The organism is Ignatzschineria rhizosphaerae (genome assembly GCF_022655595.1).
Lineage (GTDB): Bacteria > Pseudomonadota > Gammaproteobacteria > Cardiobacteriales > Wohlfahrtiimonadaceae > Ignatzschineria > Ignatzschineria rhizosphaerae.
Genome location: NZ_CP093379.1, coordinates 3,057,932 through 3,074,733 on the forward strand (window position 1 = coordinate 3,057,932; position 16,802 = coordinate 3,074,733).

The window sequence follows — 16,802 nt, forward strand, 5'->3', positions numbered from 1 at the left end:
GCTTTTGAAAAAGACCGCCCCCTCCCCTACACACACGTCTCCGCAGTTCAGGAGTTTTAGGAAAAATTAGGACAGCACAATTTTGTGCAGTCAGAAAGGAGGATTTATGGCGAATCCAAGAACGCCAACACAGCTAAGAATATTGGCAGGTAATCCATCTAAGAGACCATTGCCGGAAGGTGAGCCGGATTACCCAGAGGCAACGGTAGAGCCACCATATTGGTTAGGGCATGAAGCCCGAAAGGTTTGGGAAAAATTATCCGGCGCTTTGGAAGTTAATGGAATGCTGAATGATGCTAACTATGACATTTTGGCTACTTATTGCGATTTGGTTGGAGATTATATTGATAAACGAAACGCGGGAGAGCCACCGCATTTAGGAATGGCTCAGCAGATTAGATTATTGGCTAGGGAATTTGGATTTACTCCGAGCAGTCAGGCAGGAGTATCCGCACCAAATAACAAAAAAGATGACAATAAAAAATCAAGATTCTTTAAATAAAGATTTTTATTTTGATAATGAAACAGCTGAAAATGCGGTGGCATTCTTTGAGGAGTGTCTAACTCATACCACAGGAGAGTGGGCAGGAAAGCCATTTATTCTAGAAGAGTGGCAGGCGGATATAGTATCTAATATCTTTGGTTGGAAGCGAGTTAAGGATGACACTAGGAAATATAGAACCGTCTTTATTGCTTTGCCTAGAAAGAATGGAAAGACAACATTCGCAGCAGGATTAGCCCTCTATGCTTCTTTTTGTGATGATGAGTTGGGAGGTCAGGCGATTAATGCTGCCTCAGATAGAGAGCAAGCCCGGCTATGCTTTGATGTGGCAAAGGGGATGATTAGCAATGAACCAGAGTTAGAAAGCCGTTGTAAGGTTTATAAAAACTCTATTGTGATCCCTAATACTGGAAGCAGTTATAAGGTTGTGAGTTCAGAGGCTTTTTCTAAGCATGGATTAAATCTTAGCTATTTTGGTGCCGATGAATTACACGCTTGGCCAGATCCTGAATTATGGGATGTAATGACTACTTCTATGGGGGCGCGCCGTCAGCCTTTGACTGTGGTAACGACTACGGCAGGCTATAACCGGCAAAGCATTTGTTATGAGCAATGGGATTATGCTCGAAAGGTCAGGGATGGGGTCATTAAAGATGATACTTACCTACCGGTATTATTTGAGGCGGAAGATGGTGACGATTGGGAAGATCCTGCAGTTTGGGCAAGGGTTAATCCTAATTATGGGAAATCAATTAAGGAAGAGTTCCTGCAGGGCGAATATAAGAAAGCCAAAGAAATGCCGCGCCTTGAGAATACCTTTAAAAATCTTTATCTAAATATATGGACAGAACAGGAAACGAGATGGTTATCCCTTGATGTTTGGAATGATAATGGCGGTGATCTTCCTGATTTAACTGAAATGGCTTGTTATGGTGCGTTAGACTTGTCTACGACTACGGATATATCTGCATTTGTAATGGTATTTAGGCAAGGACAAAAGGTTTATGTTAAACCCATGTTTTTTGTGCCGGCAGATAATGTTGATAAGAGATCTAAGCGGGATCGTGTTCCTTATGATTTATGGATTAAGCAGGGTTATATCACCGCAACACCAGGCAACGTAATCGATTACGAAATCATACGCCGATATATCAATGATATGGGCGAGCAGCATGAGATTAGAGATATAGCCGTAGATAGGTGGAATGCGACACAAATAGCGACACAGTTACAGGGTGATGGCTTTGATACGTTTGCTTTTGGTCAGGGGTTCGCCAGTATGAGCGGTCCATCTAAAGAGCTTGAAAAGTTGCTATTAGGTCGTGAGATCTGTCATGGAGATAACCCAGTATTGCGTTGGATGGCTTCTAATGTGGCAATAGAAATGGATGCTGCCGGAAATATTAAGCCGAGTAAGAAGAAGTCTACTGAAAGAATTGACGGTATTGTTGCTTTGATTATGGCTATTGGCCGTCTTATTTCAAATGATGATGAAGCGGGAAGGATGCGCGGCAGTGGTGAAATTTTATTTATATAAAGGGATGGTATGGATTTTGGGAGATTAAAGCATAGAGTGACTCTTCAAAAAAGTGAGGTTACTAATGGTCCTTATGGTCGTGAAGAAAAATGGATAGATGTGGGAAAGTTATGGGCTGAAATTGGAAGTGTTTCGGGAAAAGAGCTTATTGCTTCAGGGGCTGAGTTGTCGAGTGTTAGCTATAAAATCATTATCCGTTATAGGAAAGATATAACAGCAAAACACCGCCTTAAATATGATGACAAGATCTATAATATTGAGGCGGTACTACCAAATAATAATAGAACAATGCTTACATTATTATGTGAGGAGGGATTAGAGCATGATTATTGATTTAGATAAGGCTAAAGAGTTTTTACGAGTAGATCATGATGATGAGGATTCTTTGATTCAAGATATGATCGATAGTGCTGCAGCTTATACTCTCGAATATTTAAACTGGGAAGAAGAAAGGGAAGAATACCCGGCGCCTGTTATTAGTGCTACATTATTAATGCTTGGGGATCTTTATGAAAATAGGACAGCACAAGCGCCTGTTCAGTTATTTAATAATAAAAGCTACAATAGATTATTGAGCCCTTATAGGATGATGGTAATTTAAATTTAAAGGAAAAATTTATGTCTTTAATAGATGATAATAATGTAAAAATAGGTGTTGATGAGATTAAAAAATATGTGAAAAATAATAATATGCAAATTGATGAGCAATTTTTCACTCCTCACGCTTCGCAAATTAAAGCTAATATGGTTAGGAGTGGTGCGGTTGGCGAAGGGGATGCGTTTGTAAGGGCTCTAGAGTATCTAGTTTCTCAAGAATTTTTTGGTGCTGTCGCCTTACATAGCGGTGGGGGGAAGTTATTTTTAACGGAGAAAGGGTTTAAAGAGGTTAATGGTTAGATGTTCTTTTGTTGGTAATGTTGTTGGTAAATATATTTTTTATATTTAAAGATCTATTATTAACAAGCAAATATGGCGTTTGTTCGAATCTCTCCTTTTCCGCCAAACAGGGAAACCCTTAGCTTTTCGCTAGGGGTTTTTTCTTGTCAAAAATAAGCCTAAAAGCACTATATATCGTCTTTTTCATAAAATGAGGATTTTCTCTCCTTTTTTTTTAGGTTTTTTTAATTCGTTCACTCATCAATAAAATATTGATAAATTTGTTGGTAAGGAACGTTTTTAGAAAGTCTAGGTGCCTGTTTGAGATGAGATAATCTTTTTAAAAAGTGATATCGCTGTAAAATAGAGAGTTTAATGGTGTGATTTATTATCTGTTTATTTATCTGATGAAGAGTTTGTAAAGGTAGTCTTAATGGGGAATTCTGTCGATGGATAAAGAAGATTATTAGAGATAATAGGGGGGGAGGATTATTTTTTGGGGTATTTTTATCAAAGAAATTGTTAAAGTTTGTAATTTTTTCATTATTTTAAATTCCCTATAGTAAAAATAAGATCTAAAAAAGTATAAAAAACAATATTTTAGTATTTTTTTGTGTTTAAATGGCGTTTAATGTTTAAAAAAGTTTTTTAAATATAAATAAATTTACATTTCAGGTGTTAAAATTCTTTCAACGGTAAAGATTGAAGATTAAAAACAAATGTTTACCTAACTTAACATTGATGAGTAGAGTGATTACATTTCTTACAGTTATTCGTTGGTGGTAATGGAATTAAAATTTTATCAAAAGGACTCGATTAAATTATGAAAAAAATGACATTAACCTTAGCACTTATCGCAGCAACAACTTCAGCAGTATTTGCACAAGCGATGAATACTATTAACTTTAAAGGTACTGTGACAGATTCAGCATGTACTTTAAATTCTGTAGAAGATGTTGATCTCGGCTCTATTGCAGTTAATACTCTTAAAAACGGTAAAACAGGTGGTTGGGGATCAAGTGAAATTATCTTTACTGATTGTAATCTTGATGCAGAAGAGGGCGCGGCGAAAGATAAAATTGTTCTTTCGGTTCTCCCTGGCACTGCAGCGGATTCTGGTAATAAGTATTGGTTTAATGAAGGCGACGCTTCAAACGTTGGTGTTGAGATCCAAATTAGTAATACAGCAATTACTCCTGATGGTAAATCTGAGATTCCACAGTTAGCGATTTCGGGTAATACTGTGAAAACAACAGTTCGTGGACGTACTGTAAAATCAGGTTCTGGCGATCCTTCAGTGGGCTCAGTTTCTGCAAGAATTAACTTTGTGGCAGACTATAGATAAATGATAGAATTATCCTAAGTAAATAGGATACCGCATAAAAAAGAGCTATTCCTTGGAAACGAGGGAATAGCTTTTTCTGATTTGAGAAAATCGAATGATACGAAGATGTAAGAAAATAAATGTGAATATTTGGTCGCAAGATTGTCGATTAATGATGTCTTTTATTTTCTTATTTTTTTCACTTAAAGTGGCCTATAGTTTTGAGTTTGATCCTAGAGCTTTAGCTGGCATTGATCCTAGTGAGTTAGATAACGTTGATTTAAGCGCCTTTTCTGGAGAGAGTGGGCAGTTAACAGGGGAATACTCCTTAGAAGTTACCGTGAATGATCAGCGAGTTATCAGTGGCCAAAAAGCCTCCTTTTATTTAGATCATGAGGAGAATAGAGTCTGTTTTACATCAGATTTTATTGAACAATTACCAATTCGGGATCGTTATTATAGGACTCTAAAAAGAGATGTTATTCATGAGATGAATGGTAAGGCTTGTTTAGGGTTGGAAAATCTAGATGAGGCTATTGCGGTTGACTATTATCGAGAAAACCAGCATTTAAATATTCAAATGCCACAAAAATTCTTGCATGACATCGATGAATATTGGGTTGCACCAAGAAATAGAGATGACGGTATTTCTGGGCTAGTTTTAGATTATAGTTTGTTATGGAATTATAATAATTATAAGTATGGTGGGCAGCGAGAAAGTTCAACGACGATTAGTAGCTATGGCTCAGTAGGCGCTAATATCGGGCGATTTAGAATACGAAGTAATTATCAATACTCAAGATTTAATAACGGCTATTCACAATTTGACTGGACGCAAACCTATATATTTACGGATATCGCAAGGTTAAACGCTAAGCTTTATGCCGGAGAGCTCTATTCTCGAAATAATCTCTTTGATTCTGTCAGGTTTAAAGGAATCAGTCTTTATACGGATGAAGAGATGATGCCGGCGTATCTACGAGGCTATGCACCACAAATTATTGGGACAGCTTCTACGAATGCTATTGTCAATATTAAGCAAAATGGGGCAATTATTAAAACTGTGCAAGTGCCGCCAGGACCATTTGTGATTTCTGATTTGCCATCATATGTATCGGGGACCGTCGAAGTAGAGGTGGATGAGGATGGCGTAATTCGTAGTTATCAGGTAGATGTGGCCAGTGTTCCTTTTTTAACACGAAAAGGGAGCATGAGATACTCGATCAATATTGGTCGTCTTGAACCTCTTTATCGAGTAGATAGAGTGGATACTGGGCTTATTTCTGCAGATGCCTCTTATGGCTTAACGAGTAATATTTCATTAATTGGTGGTGTTCAACATACGACAAATGGCGAGTATCGCGCATTCAATCTCGGTCTTGGTATTAATATGATGCAGTTTGGTGCATTGTCTATTGATATTACGCAATCTAGTAGCCGGATGAATCGATCTGATGAGTGGCAAAAGGGATACCGTTATAGTTTTAACTATGCAAAACTCTTTACAACTTCCACATCATTAAATATCACGGGATTTAAAAATTCCAATATTCATTTTAGAACTTTACAAAATTATATTGATATGAAATCTAATAGCGCTCATTTGAGTTTAGAAAAAGAGCGTATTTCAATTAGCCTTATGCAATATATAAAACCGTGGGATTTGAGTATCTCTGCCTCGATGGTCCGTGGGCGTTATTGGAATCGTGAGAAGCTGACGAACTATAATATCTCTTTTAATAAGACCATTCGCCAAGGGTTATTATCGGGTAGTAGTATTAACTTATCATTTGCTAAAAATCGAACCGAATATGGTATGAAAGAAGAGAGCGTTTCTCTTTACATGACGATTCCTTTAGATGGTTCTAAAGATGAAAGAATTCAATACAATAGCCGTTATAGCCGTGGTCAAAAAATGTGGGACAATCAGTTGACCTATCGTAGTAATGCGGCTTTTGGCGGTAATTATTCTATTGCGACAAGAATGTTGCATCATCATGATTATAGCCGAAATACAGAATATAGCCTCAATGGTAGTTATGATCGAAATACTCGTTATGGGCGTTTAATGACTTCTGCAAGTTATGCGGAAGATAAGCATTCAGTCACAGCAGGATTTGATGGTTCAATTACGGTTACCCAACATGGTATTGCTACTCATAGTAAGGTTATGGATGATGATGCGCGTCTAATTATTGATGCAGGTGCCTCTGGTGTAACGATTAAAGGTACGCATAATAAAACCAATATTTTTGGGCTTGCCGGCTTAGGAATTCCTAGTTATCAGCAGATGACTTACCGAGTTGATAATGATGATATCCCGGAAAATGTTGAACTTCTAGATAGTGTGATAAAAACAGCGGCGTCAGATGGGGCTATTGTCTACCACTCTTTGGGAGCGGTAAAGGGTGAAAAGGCAGTTACAAGCATTCAGCTTGTTGATGGCGCTTATCCGCCTTTTGGCGCAGTTGTCTATCGACATGATGGCGTTAAAAATGAGGTGGCGATTGTTGCTGAACAGGGATTAACTTACTTGTCAGGAATTGATCGGCATGCGAAGTTTACGGTGGAGTGGGGAGCTCAACTTTGCCAGTTAAAAATTACATCTTTAGAGCCTTCGGCTTTACAGAATTTAACTTGTTATTTTAATGAGGAATTATGATGAAAAAACTTTTGGTGCTATTGCCCTTATTATTTAATTTATCATTTGCGCAGCTTTCATTTGATAGAACGCGTGTTATTTTTGATCATTCTATTTCAAGATCCCAATCAATAGTTGTTTCTAATACAAGTAAGAGTGCCCCTTATTTAGCGCAATCTTGGATTGAGAATGAGCAAGGGCAAAAGTTAACAGGACCTTTAACCGCCTTGCCAATTTTACAACGTGTAAACCCTGGGGAAGAGCAACAGATTCGTATTGATTTTAGTGGCGCCTCAGCTTTGCCAAAAGATCGTGAGAGCTTATTATATTTACAAGTTCGGGGGGGTCCACCAAAAGGGGAAGAAAATAAAGTCAGTATCACGATTCAATCTCGGTTAAAAATCTTTTATCGCCCCCAAGGGTTGACAAAATATGACGATAAGAAGCTATATGAAGAGCTTAAAGTGACGAAAAATGGGAATTCATTAACGCTTGAAAACCCAACGCCCTATCACATGGTAATTTATGGCTTTAAAAGCCAACGTAGCAGTAAGCTTATTGATAAAGATATTATTTTAAAACCTTTTTCGACACAAAATGTGAGTGTAAAAGTTGGGAATACCCCATTGATTTACTTTATTAATGATCAAGGTGGCACAAACGCAGTTAGCTATCAATGCAGTTCAACCTGCTCAGGGCAACTTTCAAGATAGAAAAAATGAGAATTATTAATCTTCTGGTATCTGTAGTAAGTATTGTGAGATATCTTATTTTGATGCCGCTTTTAGTAGGCTTACTATTTTTAGGACAAGCATTTGCCCAGTGCACAATTGTAGGAGATAGCTCACAAACGAGGTATGACTATACTTGGGAGCAAAATGCTATGCCTACTGCAGATATGATGATGATAAATGTCGATTGTGTGGGGCATACAGTAATTCAAGTGATGCCGCGAGTAAATTTCTATGTTACTAGCGGTATTAATACGCTTGTGAGGGATATGAAGCCTAGTTACTACTTTTTAAATATGACTGTTAAGATCGTGCAGGTGAATGGTAATGAATACCCAGGCGGTCACTTTAAATGGGATTTTGTAGACTACAATTATCAAACATTATCAGGGCAAACACTTTTTGATTCATATGGTGGGCGTTATAGAATCCTTATTGAAAATCATAATGCTGAGTTTAGAAGTGATAAGGATCCTAGGTGGCCTTGGCCAAGTGTTGTGCAAGAGTTTGTGACCTTTTCTAATACCCGAGGGTCTTTGACATTTGATACTAGGCTTTCATTTTCAGGAGATATTAATCCTTGTAAAATAGATGCTTTTCAAATTAAAACGCTGCCTAGTGATACGATCTCTTTTGGGTCCTTAAGCTTAAAATCTTTAAATGAAGGAATGAGTTTTTTAGAGCCTTTTTCGATAGAGGTTTCTAGGCTCCCAGAGAGTGAATGCAAAGATCTTATAAAACCTTATATTACCTTTTTTTCAGATCATGCAAGACGTTCAGCGACAGAATTGATATTAGATGATAGTGGTTTACTGCTGATGATTAGGGATGGGAACAATCAGGCAATTGCTTATGATGAGAAAAAAATCCTAGGAACTTTAGAATTAAACGCTCAAAAATTTACCACTAATTATCAAGCTCAAGTTCGCAAAGACCCCAGTAAAACGCTCTCTATCGGTAATTTTAATGGAATTGTACGGTATATTGTGACGTTAAGATAGCGCTCACAATGGGGGTTAAAATCCTCAAATGTTTAATTGAGCTTTAGGGGGGGGATTTCCCTGTTTTTGTAAATATTTATAAATAATTTAAGATTAATAAGTGTAACATGGATGTTCAAGCATACTTCATATAGGAATCATTCATTAGAGTGATTTTCTATTTAAATAAGGAAATTTGATAGTGATTGAATTAATAAAGTCTGTGATGTTGGGTGTAGTATTATTACTACCATTAGCTAACCCCTTAACGGCTGTTGCGATGTTTTTAGGGTTAGCAGGGGGGATGTCTACAGAGGAGCGTAATAAGACTGCAATTCAAAGTGCTTTTTATACTTTAGTCATTATTCTAACAACTTGGTATGCCGGTAATTACATTATGAATGCCTTTGGGATCTCTATAGCAGGACTGCGTATTGCTGGTGGCATGATTGTGGCTTTTATTGGTTTTACAATGCTATTTCCCCCTCAGAAAAGTAGCGTGAATAATCAGCTTGAAACAGTGAAGACGGCATCTAGTATTAGCTTTGTACCGCTTGCAATGCCGGCAACAGCCGGGCCTGGGACGATTGCGCTGATTATGAGTACGGCTTCAACATTATATACAGATCACCATGTATCAGAATTTGTGATCTTAATTGCGCCGCCGTTAATTGGATTAGTGATAGCTATTTTACTCTGGTTGAGTTTACGATTCTCCAATAGCATTATGCGTTTATTAGGTCAGAAAGGTATTGAAGCAATATCTCGTTTAATGGGATTCTTATTAGTCTGTATCGGCGTTCAGTTTGTGATTAATGGTATTTTAGAAATTGTCCATCAACATATAGGGTAAGGCTATTTTTTATCATCATCTTTAGATTTATAAAACCAAAAATAACGGCTATTAGAGTCTGAAAACTGATTAATTTGCTTTGCTAGTAATGAGGAGAGTCGTTTACTATTTTTAAGTTCTTTAACGGGCTGAGGTTCGCTATCTTTTTGCGATGAAAGTATCTCAAGATCACTCTCTTCACTACGAGAAACAGCCATTATTGCCGCTTTCTTAGCATTGTTGGCTTTTCTGAATTCTGTAAGCAGGAGCCGTTCAATATCTGACATATTTTCTTGGTGAAACTCACCTGTTAAAATATAGACAATATCAAAACCGCTATTTGCAAGATTTTGCAAATAGTTCAAGTCAGGAAAACTTTCCCCTTTTTCATAATTAAATTGAGCTCTAGGGCTAACTTTAGCCATTTTTGCAAATTCTGCTTGTGTTAAAGCGGCTTGCTGTCTCAAAAATTTAATTCTTGTCCCATAATCGATCATATATTTTAAGCACTTAAGAAACACTTGAAAAGAAAGAATACCTCAATATTAGGAGTTATCCAAGACTTTCAAATATTGATAAAAATCGTTATTTGCATAAATATACAAAATTACTTTTGACTTAGCACTAATCTGCGAATATTATTTTCGCTTAATACTTAAGGTTGAAATTAAGTAAGTGATCTATGACGTTTTTTTGTTAGCCATTATTTTTGATAGAAAATTGCATCAAATCTAACAAAAGCGACAATAATTTATTAAATAAAGTGGATGAGGAGAGTATGAGTTCTATTGCTATAGAGCTTCCTAAGGAAGTTTCTCAAAAGAAAAAACCTAAGATTTATCAAGTGCTGTATGTGCAAGTGATTTTTGCCATTATTGTGGGGATATTACTAGGACATTTTTATCCTGAAGTGGGAGAAAGCCTAAGACCGTTAGGGGAGGCTTTTATTAAGCTCGTCAAAATGATTATCGCACCCGTTATCTTTATCACGGTATCGACAGGTATCGGTGGTATGAATAATATAAAGACTGTGGGCCGTGTAACGGGAAAAGCCATGATCTATTTTATGACATTTTCGACGATTGCACTGATTATTGGAATGATTGTTGCCAATGTGATTCAGCCAGGCGCGGGTATGAATATTGATCCGGCAACGTTAGGAAGTACAGAAATTGTTGCAGATTATGTGGAGAAGGCGAAGGATAGTTCTATTACACAATTTTTAATGAATATTCTGCCAACGACACTGGTAAGCCCATTGGTGGGTGATAATATTTTGCAGGTTCTATTTGTTGCAGTCTTATTCGGTATTGCTCTAGCGAGTACCGGCAGTAAGGGAGAGCCTATTCTCACAATATTAAACCAATTATCAGAGCCGATCTTTAAAATTGTTTCTATTTTAATGAAATTTGCGCCGATAGGGGCTTTTGGTGCCATGGCCTTTACGATTGGGAAATATGGTATTGGTTCTATCATTAACCTTGCCTTTTTAGTAGCGACATTTTATCTAACTTCTCTACTTTTTGTTGTGGTTGTGTTAGGAGCTGTTGCTAAATATAATGGTTTTTCAATCCTTAAATTAATGCGTTATATCAAAGAGGAACTGTTTTTAGTATTAGGAACAAGTTCTTCTGAGGCCGCGCTTCCGACTTTAATGCAAAAGATGGAGCGGGCGGGATGTGACAAGTCAGTTGTAGGTTTAGTTATTCCAACGGGATATTCATTCAATCTTGATGGTACGAATATCTATATGACCATGGCGGCCCTTTTTATTGCGCAAGCCTGTGGGGTTGATCTCTCTATTGGGCAACAAATTTTATTACTTTTGGTTGCAATGTTAAGCTCAAAAGGCGCAGCAGGGGTTACGGGGGCTGGATTTATTACCTTAGCAGCAACACTGTCTGTTGTTCCTGCAGTTCCTATTGAGGGAATGGCGCTGATTTTAGGAATAGATCGGTTTATGTCAGAGTGTAGAGCGCTCACAAATCTTGCCGGTAATGCTTGTGCAACCATAGTTGTTGCTCGTTGGGATAATGCATTAGATAAAGATCAGCTTCATAATGCGCTTGATGGCAAAGTTACAGAAAGCGAAGTGTTAGAAACTGTCTTATAACTTCGTAATTTATTAGATAATACTATTTATAGTTAAATTGGTTTAAAAGTTACTGAATCAGATTGCTAGCGCATCTGTTAGAAGATGCGAAAGAGTCGTTCTATTCGGCATCGTGAATGCTAGTTTGATGTGCGTACGGTATTTTTTACTTTTAAAACTGCTTTTCTTAAATTGAATTGACAATACCTATTTTTATTGTTTTTTCTAAAAGGCTTTAGATACCGCTTAATATCTAAAGCCTTTTTTGCCTTAAATAAGGTTATTAGCAATAGATTTTTTAGGAGAATAAATAGCCTATTAAAAAATTGCATTTATCTAAAAAAATAGGGTAGGCTATGGAATCGAGTTTATAGAATGTTATGCGAAAGGTGAAAATGTGGTGACGAAAATTGGGATTGTTGGTGTTAGCGGGCGTATGGGGCAAGTACTTAGCCAAGAAATTTCAAAAAATAGCTCATTAACGTTAGGCGCTTCTTATAGTAAAGAGTCTGCTCATAGTGTTTCATTAACAGATCTTTTTATTGATAACGATATTATTGTAGATTTTTCAAATGCGCTATTGGTGGAACCTGTTTTAGATGCGGCACTGCAAAATCCTAAACCTTTAGTAATCTGTACAACTGGTTGGGATCGTGAGGCGCTTGATGCAAAAATTACGGCATTAGCAAAGAAAGTGCCAGTTATTTTAGCAACAAATACTAGTATCGGCGCCGCTGTTCAGCGTTATATTGTGAAAGTAGTTGCAAAGGCGCTTGGCGATGATTTTGATGTTGATCTCCATGAGTCTCACCATCGTTTTAAAGTCGATAGTCCTTCAGGCACCGCGATGACATTATTAGAAGACATTAAAGAGGCTAAAAAGCTCGCCTTTGATAAGGATTTTAAAGCCTATAGTGTGGGTGATGGGGCAAGAGAAAATAATTTGATAGGCGTTTCGGTGACGCGAAGCGGTTCGATAGTTGGTGAGCATGAGGTAAGTTTTACCAGTCTTGATGAGCAGATTACCATTAAGCACCGCGCGTTTGATCGGGCATTATTTGCAAAAGGCGCTTTAAAAGCAGCGCTCTGGTGTAAAAGTATTGAGAAGCCAGGACTCTATACGATCTTTGATGTACTATCATTACAAGATTAAAAACAATTCATGGAGAATGAATTGTGTACTTTTAAGCAAGTCTTAAGAAATATTTAAGATAATGCAATATGGGAAGTTATCACAGGATAGGTTTTAAATTCCCATTCTTAAAGTGCAAAAGAACAGGAGAGATAGATGAGTAATCAACTCTATATAAATGGAAAGCCCGCATCTTTATTTCAACGTATAGTTGCCGCTATTATTGGTATTGGTGCATTAATATTTTTTGCTTTTTTTGGTGTTGCAATTTTTATTATCGGCTTAGGGATAACTGTCGTATTAGGGCTCTATTTTTGGTGGAAAACACGTAAGATCAGACGGCAAATTAATGAAGAGATGGAGCGTGTGAAAAAGCAGGCTGAATCTGGATTTACAGAAGCTAGGAGTTCTCAAAAAACACAAAATAGTGGTAAAAACGGTAATTTATATGAAGGTGAATATAAAGAACTTTAGATGTAGCGCATTATAGTGATAAATAAAATTTTTATAAGTATCTTTTTATAAAAGATTAATGTAGTATTTTGACCGAATTATGAATTAACTGCTAAACATTTTAGATAACTTACTGAGGTTTTAGTGGTTTTTAAGATAGACGCAAAAGCGGGTATCTATAGAGTTGTAATTTACAAAGGTAACGGGTAAATTATGTGTTTATGTCGATTTTATGACATTTATATTGATTAACTTAATAATATAAAAAATATTATAAAAAGTATTAGGTAATAGAATCAAAGAACCCATATTTATTAAGGGACGTTTGATTCAATATATGTTTGTATTAGTATCACATCCAACCCCTGAGAGGTATTTGTAAGGGGTAGAGAGGGAACTTTAATGATGAAGAATCAACAGTTTAGTGGTTTTAAGCCTTATGAGATAAAAGAAGGTGAAGAGTATATGAATGAAGCTCAGCGTGAGCACTTTAAGTTTATACTTGAAGGCTGGCGTGAAGCACTAGTTCAAGAAGGTGAAAAAACCGTGAACAATATGCAAGATGAAGCTTTCAACCTCCCAGATCCTAATGATAGGGCGACTCAAGAAGAGGGCTTCTCTTTAGAGTTGAGAACGCGTGATCGTGAGAGAAAGCTGCTTGCGAAAATTGAGAAAACACTTCGCCGTCTTGGGCTTGATGATTACGGTTTTTGCGATACTTGCGGTGTTGAGATTGGGGTTCGTCGTTTAGAAGCAAGGCCTACAGCTGAACTTTGCATTGATTGTAAAGAAATCGAAGAGCAAAAAGAGAAAGCGAGAGTTAATTAGTTTGACGACTGAACTTATATAACTAAGATGTTATAACTAGTAGGTCCATTAAAGAGCTGCTAGTTTTTTATGGCTCTAGTAGATTAGATGGTCATAAAAAAGAGTGTTAATAGGGAAGGAGGGCTTGAAAAGCTGCCTATTTGAGAAGAAGCAATGAAGGCGCTGCGTATTATGAGAGGGCATCTTGAGAAGATGTTATCGATGATCTTTAATTGCGCAGAATTTTCGTTGACATTAAAATAGAATTTTTCTATTATACAACTCCTCAGACAACATCAGTAAAACGAAATGTCTGGGGCTATAGCTCAGTTGGTAGAGCGCTTGCATGGCATGCAAGAGGTCGTCGGTTCGATTCCGACTAGCTCCACCAATAAGTCCCTATCGTCTAGAGGCCTAGGACACTGCCCTTTCACGGCGGCAACCGGGGTTCGAATCCCCGTAGGGACGCCATATTTTAAAACCTGCATAAGCTATGCAGGTTTTTTTTATTAATGGTTTTTTTAATAAGATTATTGAAGATTGTGGAGAAATTTATTTAAAATATATTTCTCCTTCAATCAAAAGCCATGTAGAGCCTTACTTTTACAGAGGTTTGAGGCTTTTTTGTGAGTTTTGATAGAAGTGATTTATCTAAAGAAGTTATCCACAAAACATGATAATATGTTTAATCCTTATAGTCTTAAGAAGGGTACCCGAACCATGTCTCCCCGTCGCATATTTTTTATATTAGGGCTAGTGCCGTTGGCATCGCTTGCTTTTGCAAAATTTTATCTTGAAGATATTCAGTTATTAGAGCCGTGCCCATATTGTATGCTTCAGCGCGGAATAATGGTGTTGTTTACAATGGTATTTTGGTTAAGTGCTATCTTTGTAGGGCAAGGTTCCCGATTCTTCTCTTTCATTTCAATGATATTGACACTAGTTGTTGGTGTTTTAGGCGTGTTTATCTCCGGAAAGCATATCTTGTTGCAGCTCAACCCTAGTGATGAGAGCTTTGGATGTACACAAACAACATTAGCGATAACGGAAGTATTTGATTATCAGATCGTCAAGGATATTTTATCAACGGGTGGGGATTGTAGCGTCGTTGACTGGACCTTCTTAAGCTTGAGTATCCCCATGTGGACAGCTATCTTAACAGTACTTTTAACCTTTTTGGGAATTGTCGTAAATCTCATTGCTCGTAAACGAGTCTCAAGAGATCGTTGGTTGAGATAAGCAAGGTTGTTCAGGATATTGTTAGTGATAAAGGGTTAAAAGAGATGTCGGATCACATTATAAAACTGCAGGATATTCATCTAAGTTTTGGAGAGAGGGTTATCTTCAAGGATCTCTCTATTGAGATTCCTACTGGCAAAATAACTGCGATTTTGGGACCTTCAGGTTCTGGAAAAACGACCTTATTGAGATTGCTTAGTGGGCAAATTATTCCACAGGCAGGTAATGTTGAGTTGATGGGTGAAAATGTTGGCGAGATTTCAATTAAGAACCTCTATAAGATTAGAACAAAGATGGGAGTTCTTTTCCAGTCAGGTGCACTTTTCACTGATATGACGGTTTACGATAATGTCGCTTTTGCCTTAAGGGAGCATACCGCTCTTGATGAATCAATGATAAATACTCTTGTATTATTAAAGTTACAATCTGTTGGGCTAAGAGCTTTAAAAGATTATTATCCCGCACAGTTATCAGGGGGACAGGCAAGGCGCGCAGCATTAGCAAGAGCAATAGCATTAGATCCATCTTTACTACTTTATGATGAGCCTTTTACAGGGCAAGACCCCATTTCTATGGGAGTTTTAATTCGGTTAATCAAAAATTTAAATGAGGCACTGAAAATTACAAGTGTTGTGATATCTCATGATGTTGAAGAGGTATTGTCGATTGCTGATAATGCACTGATTTTAGGTGAGGGGCGTATTATTACTCAAGGTTCACCTGATGAAATTAGAAATCATCAAGATCCTTGGGTTAAGCAGTTTATTAATGGGGATTCAGATGGTCCTGTACCATTTCATATTCCGATAAAACCATTAGAGGAGGTGCTATTTTGAGTAGTAATATCATCGTAGTGACCGGCGAGAAAACGCGAGGATTTTTAACGCATGTGGGAGAAGCGACAAGGCTTTTGGTCAACATTTTGTTAAATTCTTGGTATGTTTTTAAAAAGCCATTTCTATTTATTCGCCAGATCTATCAGCTAGGGGTTTTATCATTACCCATTATTTTACTATCTGGATTATTTGTCGGGATGGTGCTCTGTTTCCAAGCTTTTGTGAATTTGATTAACTTTGGCGCTGAAGCATCTGTTGGTACCATTGTCGCATTAGCGCTTTTTAGGGAGTTAAGCTCAGTTTTAACGGCGCTTCTTTATACCGGAAGAGCAAGTTCTTCATTAACCGCAGAGATAGGTTTAATGCGTGCTACTGAGCAGTGGGCAAGCTATGAATTGATGGCAATTAACCCTGTGCAATATATATTAACGCCTCGTTTTTGGGCAGGCGTTCTTACGGTGCCTATTTTAGCACTTCTTTTTAGTGCGGTTGGCATTATTGGGGGATATGGCGTTGCAACAATCTCTTTAGGTGTTGATGGCGGTGCTTATTGGTCACAAATGAAGTCTGGGGTTGATTTTGGTGTAGATATTGGCCTTGGAGTGGTTTTAAAAAGTTTTGTTTTCGGTATAATATCGAACCTTGTTGCGCTTTATATCGGATTAAAGGGAAGAGCAACCGCAAGCGGAATTGCTCGTTCGACGACCGATACTGTTGTGATCTCATCGCTATTAATTTTAGTAGCAGACTTCCTCTTAACCGCGATGATCTTTGGAGTATAAGGATCAGAGCGTTGTGAAGAAACTGGGAGTTCAGATCT

Annotated in this window: 18 protein-coding genes and 2 tRNA genes; 19 read left to right on the plus strand and 1 reads right to left on the minus strand. The window is 37.4% G+C overall.

Annotation, left to right across the window (positions count from 1 at the left end; translation table 11 throughout):
* The first annotated feature begins 106 nt into the window (after positions 1 to 106).
* The 10 genes from MMG00_RS14040 to MMG00_RS14085 all read left to right on the plus strand — a co-directional run bounded on the left by MMG00_RS14040 (position 107) and on the right by MMG00_RS14085 (position 9,444).
* Positions 107 to 502, plus strand: coding sequence for a P27 family phage terminase small subunit (locus tag MMG00_RS14040; protein WP_242149571.1), 396 nt, complete (start codon positions 107 to 109; stop codon positions 500 to 502).
* Positions 471 to 2,039 (plus strand): terminase large subunit, encoded by a 1,569-nt coding sequence (locus MMG00_RS14045; RefSeq protein WP_242149573.1) that lies wholly within the window; start codon positions 471 to 473, stop codon positions 2,037 to 2,039. The genes MMG00_RS14040 and MMG00_RS14045 overlap by 32 nt, the downstream gene beginning before the upstream one ends.
* 9 nt (positions 2,040 to 2,048) lie before the next feature.
* Positions 2,049 to 2,372 carry a phage head closure protein gene (locus MMG00_RS14050; RefSeq protein WP_242149576.1) on the plus strand — a complete coding sequence of 108 codons (324 nt, stop codon included), beginning with the start codon at positions 2,049 to 2,051 and terminating at the stop codon, positions 2,370 to 2,372.
* Entirely contained in the window at positions 2,362 to 2,640 is a 279-nt protein-coding gene (locus MMG00_RS14055; protein WP_242149581.1) for a head-tail connector protein, read from the plus strand. The genes MMG00_RS14050 and MMG00_RS14055 overlap by 11 nt, the downstream gene beginning before the upstream one ends.
* A gap of 17 nt (positions 2,641 to 2,657) precedes the next feature.
* Positions 2,658 to 2,936: a hypothetical protein gene (locus MMG00_RS14060; RefSeq protein ID WP_242149584.1), complete on the plus strand. Its 279-nt coding sequence runs from the start codon at positions 2,658 to 2,660 to the stop codon at positions 2,934 to 2,936.
* An 802-nt stretch (positions 2,937 to 3,738) separates the two neighbouring features.
* Complete coding sequence (locus tag MMG00_RS14065) at positions 3,739 to 4,260, plus strand: fimbrial protein (RefSeq protein WP_242149587.1); 522 nt, start codon at positions 3,739 to 3,741, stop codon at positions 4,258 to 4,260.
* 121 nt (positions 4,261 to 4,381) lie between these two features.
* A complete protein-coding gene (locus MMG00_RS14070) occupies positions 4,382 to 6,901 on the plus strand; it encodes a fimbria/pilus outer membrane usher protein (RefSeq protein WP_242149592.1) in 2,520 nt (839 codons plus the stop codon).
* Complete coding sequence (locus MMG00_RS14075) at positions 6,898 to 7,593, plus strand: fimbrial biogenesis chaperone (RefSeq protein WP_242149595.1); 696 nt, start codon at positions 6,898 to 6,900, stop codon at positions 7,591 to 7,593. Before MMG00_RS14070 ends, MMG00_RS14075 begins: the two co-directional genes overlap by 4 nt.
* Before the next feature lie 5 nt (positions 7,594 to 7,598).
* Positions 7,599 to 8,612, plus strand: a complete 1,014-nt coding sequence (locus MMG00_RS14080; protein ID WP_242149598.1) for a hypothetical protein — start codon at positions 7,599 to 7,601, stop codon at positions 8,610 to 8,612.
* 181 nt (positions 8,613 to 8,793) lie between these two features.
* The gene (locus tag MMG00_RS14085) at positions 8,794 to 9,444 is read left to right on the plus strand and encodes a MarC family NAAT transporter (RefSeq protein ID WP_242149601.1); all 651 of its coding nucleotides are present in this window, start codon (positions 8,794 to 8,796) and stop codon (positions 9,442 to 9,444) included.
* Between the two features lie 2 nt (positions 9,445 to 9,446).
* Here the strand turns inward: MMG00_RS14085 and MMG00_RS14090 are convergent, their stop codons facing one another.
* Positions 9,447 to 9,890 carry a helix-turn-helix domain-containing protein gene (locus tag MMG00_RS14090; protein ID WP_242149605.1) on the minus strand — a complete coding sequence of 148 codons (444 nt, stop codon included), beginning with the start codon at positions 9,888 to 9,890 and terminating at the stop codon, positions 9,447 to 9,449.
* Positions 9,891 to 10,201: 311 nt separating this feature from the next.
* Here MMG00_RS14090 and MMG00_RS14095 point away from each other — a divergent pair, with 311 nt between their 5' ends.
* The 9 genes from MMG00_RS14095 to MMG00_RS14135 all read left to right on the plus strand — a co-directional run bounded on the left by MMG00_RS14095 (position 10,202) and on the right by MMG00_RS14135 (position 16,764).
* Positions 10,202 to 11,536 carry a dicarboxylate/amino acid:cation symporter gene (locus MMG00_RS14095; RefSeq protein ID WP_242149608.1) on the plus strand — a complete coding sequence of 445 codons (1,335 nt, stop codon included), beginning with the start codon at positions 10,202 to 10,204 and terminating at the stop codon, positions 11,534 to 11,536.
* A 376-nt stretch (positions 11,537 to 11,912) separates the two neighbouring features.
* Entirely contained in the window at positions 11,913 to 12,668 is a 756-nt protein-coding gene (gene dapB / locus MMG00_RS14100) for a 4-hydroxy-tetrahydrodipicolinate reductase (protein WP_242149611.1), read from the plus strand.
* A 135-nt stretch (positions 12,669 to 12,803) separates the two neighbouring features.
* Positions 12,804 to 13,121 (plus strand): aromatic acid exporter family protein, encoded by a 318-nt coding sequence (locus tag MMG00_RS14105; RefSeq protein ID WP_242149616.1) that lies wholly within the window; start codon positions 12,804 to 12,806, stop codon positions 13,119 to 13,121.
* A 381-nt stretch (positions 13,122 to 13,502) separates the two neighbouring features.
* Entirely contained in the window at positions 13,503 to 13,928 is a 426-nt protein-coding gene (dksA, locus tag MMG00_RS14110) for an RNA polymerase-binding protein DksA (protein WP_242149619.1), read from the plus strand.
* A 294-nt stretch (positions 13,929 to 14,222) separates the two neighbouring features.
* Positions 14,223 to 14,298 (plus strand) — tRNA-Ala (locus tag MMG00_RS14115).
* Positions 14,299 to 14,302: 4 nt separating this feature from the next.
* Positions 14,303 to 14,378 (plus strand) — tRNA-Glu (locus tag MMG00_RS14120).
* 249 nt (positions 14,379 to 14,627) lie between these two features.
* Complete coding sequence (locus MMG00_RS14125; RefSeq protein WP_242149623.1) at positions 14,628 to 15,146, plus strand: disulfide bond formation protein B; 519 nt, start codon at positions 14,628 to 14,630, stop codon at positions 15,144 to 15,146.
* A 44-nt stretch (positions 15,147 to 15,190) separates the two neighbouring features.
* Positions 15,191 to 15,982, plus strand: a complete 792-nt coding sequence (locus MMG00_RS14130; protein ID WP_242149627.1) for an ABC transporter ATP-binding protein — start codon at positions 15,191 to 15,193, stop codon at positions 15,980 to 15,982.
* Positions 15,976 to 16,764 (plus strand): MlaE family lipid ABC transporter permease subunit, encoded by a 789-nt coding sequence (locus MMG00_RS14135; RefSeq protein WP_242153514.1) that lies wholly within the window; start codon positions 15,976 to 15,978, stop codon positions 16,762 to 16,764. The genes MMG00_RS14130 and MMG00_RS14135 overlap by 7 nt, the downstream gene beginning before the upstream one ends.
* Positions 16,765 to 16,802 lie beyond the last annotated feature (38 nt).